We start from the raw sequence: 4,256 nt of genomic DNA, 5'->3' as shown, positions 1-4,256 counted from the left end.
ATTACGGGACAAAGGGTTAACCTCGATTTATGATTTTCCTTGATATATCTGGGTTTCAGCGATTTTGGGCTTGGTCGAAGTAAATCCCAAGCGGGGATTGGAGTTGAGGCTTTTCTCGATTTGTTTTTTGTCTAAGTCCCATTAGGGATTTTTTTCAAGCTGCAAAGCGGCAGAGTTGAGACAATAGCGTTTTCCCGTCGGGGGTGGACCATCATTAAAAACGTGACCGAGATGAGCATCACAGGCGGCACAAACAATCTCTGTCCGCACCATGAAAAAACTAACATCTCGTTCGTACTTAATATTAGCCTCGTTAGCAGCGGTCCAGAAACTCGGCCAACCAGTACCCGAATCATACTTACTGTCAGAAGTAAATAACTCCGTACCACAGCAGACACATTTGTAAATACCTTTTTCTTTATTATCGTGATATTTACCCGTAAAAGCCCGTTCTGTTCCCTTTTTGCGAGTAACTTGGAACTGTTCGGGAGTTAGCAGGGCCTGCCATTCCGCCTCGGTTTTACGAACTTTTTCTACCATAGTCATGACAACCGCCATTATGATTAAATTTCTCTTTTTAGTCTAACCTGAGTTCGAGATCTGGGTTTTTTTCATAAACATGAAGTATGACCTGATTTGGCATCCGCTTCTGACGACGGACTCCCCAAAAGGAAAACTTGGTCAAGAAACCCTATAGAGTCCATTTGGTATCTTTCCCAAAATCATTAGCCAGTATGGATTAGAGCGAATTAGCCAAAATACCTGTAATTCTTACCCGTGAAGCGTCACAAGAGAGATACCAAATAGGTTCTATAGGTCAAATTTCTGTATAACACTCTCCAGAGTAACGATATAGGTCAACTTTCTGCATATCACCCCGTCATACAACATATATACTAATTAGTCAATAGGTAGTAATATTTAATATACTTATACTTCGAGTTTTGGTCTGAAAATGGCCGCTCAATAGTCAAGCGATCGAGGGATGGGAATGACCACGAGCTTAGGGGATTAGGCAAGGGTGAACAACTTATCGGCAGGTTTCGAGAGGGCTAAAACCACAATCTGCCAGATTCCGGGCATCTCCGCAAGTCAGCTAAGACCGACTGACTCAGGAAAAAATCTTCAGAGCTATAACTAATAGCCGCTCGCCAATAACTGATCACTGAAAGAGGGCTAAACTAAAAAGGCGTGCTAAAATCAGCATATCTAGGGTCGCTTGTGTAGGTGATGGATAGGCTATGTTTGAAAGATTTACGGAAAAAGCCATTAAAGTAATCATGCTCGCCCAAGAAGAAGCTCGCCGCCTTGGCCATAACTTCGTGGGAACAGAGCAGATTTTACTAGGACTAATTGGAGAGGGAACGGGAGTTGCCGCCAAAGTCCTCAAGTCCATGGGTGTCAATCTCAAAGATGCGCGCGTGGAGGTGGAGAAAATCATCGGTCGCGGTTCCGGATTCGTAGCCGTGGAAATTCCCTTCACCCCCAGAGCCAAACGAGTTTTAGAACTCTCCCTCGAAGAAGCCCGTCAACTGGGCCATAACTATATTGGCACAGAACACCTCCTTTTAGGACTAATTCGCGAAGGGGAAGGTGTGGCCGCTAGGGTTCTGGAAAATCTCGGCGTGGATCTCTCGAAAGTTCGCACCCAAGTGATCAGAATGTTAGGGGAAACCGCCGAAGTGGCCGCAGGTTCATCTTCCCAAGGTCGCACTAAAACCCCCACTCTTGATGAATTCGGTTCCAATCTAACCCAAATGGCCAGCGAGGGTAAACTCGATCCCGTGGTCGGCCGACAAAAGGAAATCGAGCGCGTTATCCAAATTCTTGGCCGTCGTACCAAAAATAACCCAGTCCTGATTGGGGAACCGGGGGTCGGTAAAACAGCGATCGCAGAAGGATTGGCCCAACGCATCGCTAATAAGGATATTCCCGACATTCTCGAAGAAAAACGGGTTGTCACCCTCGATATCGGCTTGCTAGTGGCGGGAACCAAGTATCGCGGCGAATTTGAGGAACGCCTCAAAAAAATCATGGACGAAATTCGCCAAGCGGGTAACGTCGTCCTTGTGATCGATGAAGTTCATACTCTCATCGGTGCCGGGGCAGCCGAAGGGGCGATCGATGCGGCCAATATTCTCAAACCGGCTTTGGCCCGGGGAGAACTGCAATGTATCGGTGCGACAACCTTGGATGAGTATCGCAAACATATCGAACGGGATGCGGCTCTAGAAAGACGTTTTCAACCGGTTATGGTCGGTGAACCCTCCGTAGAAGAAACGATCGAAATTCTCTACGGTCTCCGGGAACGCTACGAACAGCACCACAAATTAAAAATCTTAGATGAGGCCCTGGAAGCGGCGGCGAAATTGTCCGATCGCTACATTAGCGATCGCTTCTTACCGGACAAGGCGATCGATTTAATCGATGAAGCTGGTTCGAGAGTGCGCTTGATTAATTCCCAATTGCCCCCGGCAGCCAAGGAATTAGACAAGGAACTGCGGCAAATTCTCAAACAAAAAGATGATGCGGTGCGCGGTCAAGACTTCGAGAAAGCTGGGGAATTGCGCGATCGGGAAATGGAAATCAAAACCCAGATCCGGAATCTCGCTTCCACCAAAAAAGGCGAAGATGGCAACGACGAACCCTTTGTTGACGCGGAGGAAATCGCTCACATCGTCGCTTCTTGGACTGGGGTTCCCGTCAATAAACTGACCGAAACCGAATCCGAGAAACTGCTGCACATGGAAGATACCCTACATCAGCGTCTCATCGGTCAAGAGGACGCAGTTAAAGCGGTGTCTCGTGCCATTCGTCGCGCTCGCGTCGGTCTGAAAAATCCCAACCGTCCCATTGCTTCCTTTATCTTCTCCGGTCCGACGGGGGTAGGTAAAACCGAGTTAACTAAAGCTCTGGCCGCTTATTTCTTTGGTTCGGAAGATGCGATGATCCGTCTCGATATGTCGGAATACATGGAACGGCACACGGTTTCTAAGTTAATCGGTTCGCCTCCGGGTTACGTTGGTTACAACGAAGGGGGACAATTAACGGAAGCGGTGCGTCGTCGTCCCTACACGGTGGTGCTATTCGACGAAATCGAAAAAGCTCACCCCGATGTCTTCAATATGCTTCTGCAAATCCTTGAAGATGGACGTTTGACCGATGCTAAAGGTCGCACGGTGGACTTTAAAAATACCCTGTTGATCATGACCTCGAACATCGGTTCTAAAGTTATCGAGAAGGGTGGCGGCGGCTTAGGTTTCGAGTTTGATGATAATCAGGCCGAGGCCCAGTATAATCGCATTCGATCGCTGGTTAATGAGGAATTAAAACAATATTTCCGTCCGGAATTCCTCAACCGTCTCGATGAGATTATTGTCTTCCGTCAACTCAATAAGGAAGAAGTCAAGGAAATCGCCGAAATCCTGCTCAAGGATGTGTTTAAACGTCTGACAGAACAAAATATTACTTTGTCTGTTACTGATAAGTTTAAAGAACGCTTGATCGAGGAAGGTTATAATCCGGCCTACGGCGCTCGTCCCCTACGTCGTGCGATTATGCGTCTCTTGGAAGATGTTCTGGCTGAGGAAATTCTCTCCGGACGCGTGGGTGATGGTGATACTGCCATGGTCGATATCGATGAGGAAGGTAAGGTGAAAGTTATTTCGGGAGAAAGACGCGAGTTAATCGCTCCCGTGATCGAATAAATTCTAACTGGAATTAGTTAAATAAAAGGTGGGCTTTTTGCTCACCTTTTCTCGTAAAAATAGGAGAAAAAACTGTGATGAAAGTATGGGTTGTGGGTTGTGTATTGTTGTTTTTATTGGTAGAATTTTATCAGTGGGCGAAGGGTTTTATTTTGCCTTTACCTCTCTATATTTTTGCGGGAGCTTTATTATCGATCACTTCTAATTATTATCAAGATATGAGCAATTTATTTGCTAGAAATGAACAGGTTTATCAAAGTGCCAGTTTAACTGATATTCCTCCTATTTTGACGGCAGAAACCGCAATTACCAGCCTAGAAGCGGCAGATCAGATCAGAAGATAGTAAAAAGCGGTGTCGCTGAATCAAGACATGAATACTAAATTGTGCCTCCTATCCACAAGTTACCTCGCCAATTCAAAAATGAAGTGCATCAATGTCTGATGATAATTCATAGAATACCTCAAAAGGGGTTCGATAGTCAAGACATTTTCGAGGACGATGATTAATTAATTCTACAGCTTTTTGAACTTCTTCCGGCTTGACTATT

Annotated in this window: 3 protein-coding genes and 1 pseudogene; 2 read left to right on the top strand and 2 right to left on the bottom strand. The window is 46.0% G+C overall.

The annotated features are described in order from the left end of the window. Positions 1-141: 141 nt before the first annotated feature. A complete protein-coding gene (msrB, locus tag IM479_RS21240; protein ID WP_287685953.1) occupies positions 142-558 on the bottom strand; it encodes a peptide-methionine (R)-S-oxide reductase MsrB in 417 nt (138 codons plus the stop codon). Between the two features lie 683 nt (positions 559-1,241). Between msrB and IM479_RS21235 the strand changes: the two genes are divergently transcribed. Then, positions 1,242-3,707, top strand: coding sequence for an ATP-dependent Clp protease ATP-binding subunit (locus IM479_RS21235; RefSeq protein ID WP_287685952.1), 2,466 nt, complete (start codon positions 1,242-1,244; stop codon positions 3,705-3,707). 77 nt (positions 3,708-3,784) lie between these two features. Continuing rightward, on the top strand, positions 3,785-4,051 hold the full coding sequence (locus IM479_RS21230; RefSeq protein ID WP_287685951.1) for a hypothetical protein: 267 nt from the start codon (positions 3,785-3,787) through the stop codon (positions 4,049-4,051). Positions 4,052-4,123: 72 nt separating this feature from the next. Here IM479_RS21230 and IM479_RS21225 read toward each other — a convergent pair. Beyond that, positions 4,124-4,256: pseudogene (locus IM479_RS21225) on the bottom strand (IS30 family transposase); the annotation flags it as partial.

The organism is Microcystis sp. M165S2 (assembly GCF_020245885.1).
Lineage (GTDB): Bacteria > Cyanobacteriota > Cyanobacteriia > Cyanobacteriales > Microcystaceae > Microcystis.
Note: the sequence above shows the minus strand (reverse complement) of the source record. Positions and strands in the feature narration are given on the sequence as shown.

Bases quoted from the DNA above. Each gene is read 5' to 3' on its own strand.
- msrB (WP_287685953.1), bottom strand. From the start codon at position 558: ATGGCGGTTGTCATGACTATGGTAGAAAAAGTTCGTAAAACCGAGGCG.
- IM479_RS21235 (WP_287685952.1), top strand. From the start codon at position 1,242: ATGTTTGAAAGATTTACGGAAAAAGCCATTAAAGTAATCATGCTCGCC.
- IM479_RS21230 (WP_287685951.1), top strand. From the start codon at position 3,785: ATGAAAGTATGGGTTGTGGGTTGTGTATTGTTGTTTTTATTGGTAGAA.